This window comes from Cobetia crustatorum, assembly GCF_000591415.1.
In the GTDB taxonomy this organism is placed as follows: Bacteria; Pseudomonadota; Gammaproteobacteria; order Pseudomonadales; family Halomonadaceae; genus Cobetia; species Cobetia crustatorum.
On sequence record NZ_JEMF01000088.1, the window covers coordinates 1 to 1352 of the forward strand.

2 protein-coding genes are annotated in these 1352 nt (G+C 54.4%); one reads left to right on the forward strand and one right to left on the reverse strand.

Annotation, left to right across the window (positions count from 1 at the left end):
* Positions 1-565 (reverse strand): helix-turn-helix domain-containing protein (locus tag BF12_RS0115435; RefSeq protein WP_024953052.1); only part of this gene is annotated, 565 nt, incomplete at its 3' end.
* Between the two features lie 184 nt (positions 566-749).
* Between BF12_RS0115435 and BF12_RS0115440 the strand changes: the two genes are divergently transcribed.
* Positions 750-1049: a hypothetical protein gene (locus BF12_RS0115440; protein ID WP_024953053.1), complete on the forward strand. Its 300-nt coding sequence runs from the start codon at positions 750-752 to the stop codon at positions 1047-1049.
* Positions 1050-1352 lie beyond the last annotated feature (303 nt).

Genomic DNA, 1352 nt, shown 5'->3' on the forward strand with positions numbered 1-1352 from the left:
ACGCCCGGGCGTCCTTTGCAGATTGACTTGATCTGACCTCCAGATACACCCAGCGAGTGGCACGATCAATCGCGACGTAGAGATAACGCTTCTGATCTTCGTCAGGCATTTGGGGTAGGTGCTTGATATCAATGTGCACATACCCGGGCTCATAATCCTTGAAAGGCCGATACTTGGGCTTCTCGTCCTCTTCCGCATCTCGACGCGCCAACTTGGCGAGAGTCGGTACATCACGTCGTTTGAGCATGCGCTGAAGCGCGGAACGTGACAGATTGGGGTTCAGGAATTCACGAGCAACGACAAGTAGATCATCGAGCCCCAGGCGTAGTAGTTCACGAGCGGCGATGACTACCTCTTCCTGTTCTGGGGTTAGAGTCGCCAGTAGGTTATGGCGGGTGTGGGAACGATCCTGGACATTATTGCGGTAACGCCAGCGCTGGATGGTTGAGACGCTGACCCCAAACTGACGAGCGAGATCTTTGTTGGTCATGCCGGCAGGAGCTGCTTGGATGTCGGCACGAATTTTCGGTGTCGTCGTCGCTTGCTTATGCAGCTTGATGTCCATGAAGCCTTTCCTGAATAAATTGCTTGATGAGCTCACGAGAGGCTAACAAAGGGTAGCTTCGTTGTGAAACCCGATCATCCGGCATCCTACATCTAGCGGCAGCGACGGCTTGGCCATCGAATGGGGGCCGCTAGTATCAGCCAAGCAATACTAACCATCGTGATCATCAGGGAATGAGATCAACATGAAGAAATGGAGCATTGGCGTTGCAGTATTGCTATCCGCCACCTTGGTATCGGCGGGATGCTACGCCGAGGGTGGCATAGAATTGGCAGTGCCAAGTGAATCGTGGCTGTCGATACTGAGAAGCCATCCGGTGGAGTTGGCGTCGATGGCGGTCATGATTGGTGCGTTGCTCGTGACCATCAAAATCAGAAATCCCGCTATCTACTTCGCTCCGGCGTACCTGCAAGGCGTGCTGCCGCTGCTCAAACTGATACTGGTCGGGCCACGCTGGCTGGAGACAAGCACAACATCAGGCTAGTGATGACACTTGGCCTGACAGTGGCCATCGAGTTGATGGTGGTGATGTTCGCGTTAACACTTCATCGCCTCTACAAGGCACGCCAAACTGTTAGCCCGGCTTATTCATGAGGCCGACCTGAAAACGAAGATGGCGAGTGGTTTTCTCTTGTAGAATCAGGATGTTCCTGTCAGAACACGATTCAAGAGGACCACTCGCCATGGGTGAAACCCTAACGACCTGGACGCCCTCATGCAACGGCTCTGTCCGTGTCGAGCTGAGCGGCCACCGCACCACCAGCGACAGCGGCGCATTGTTGCTGCG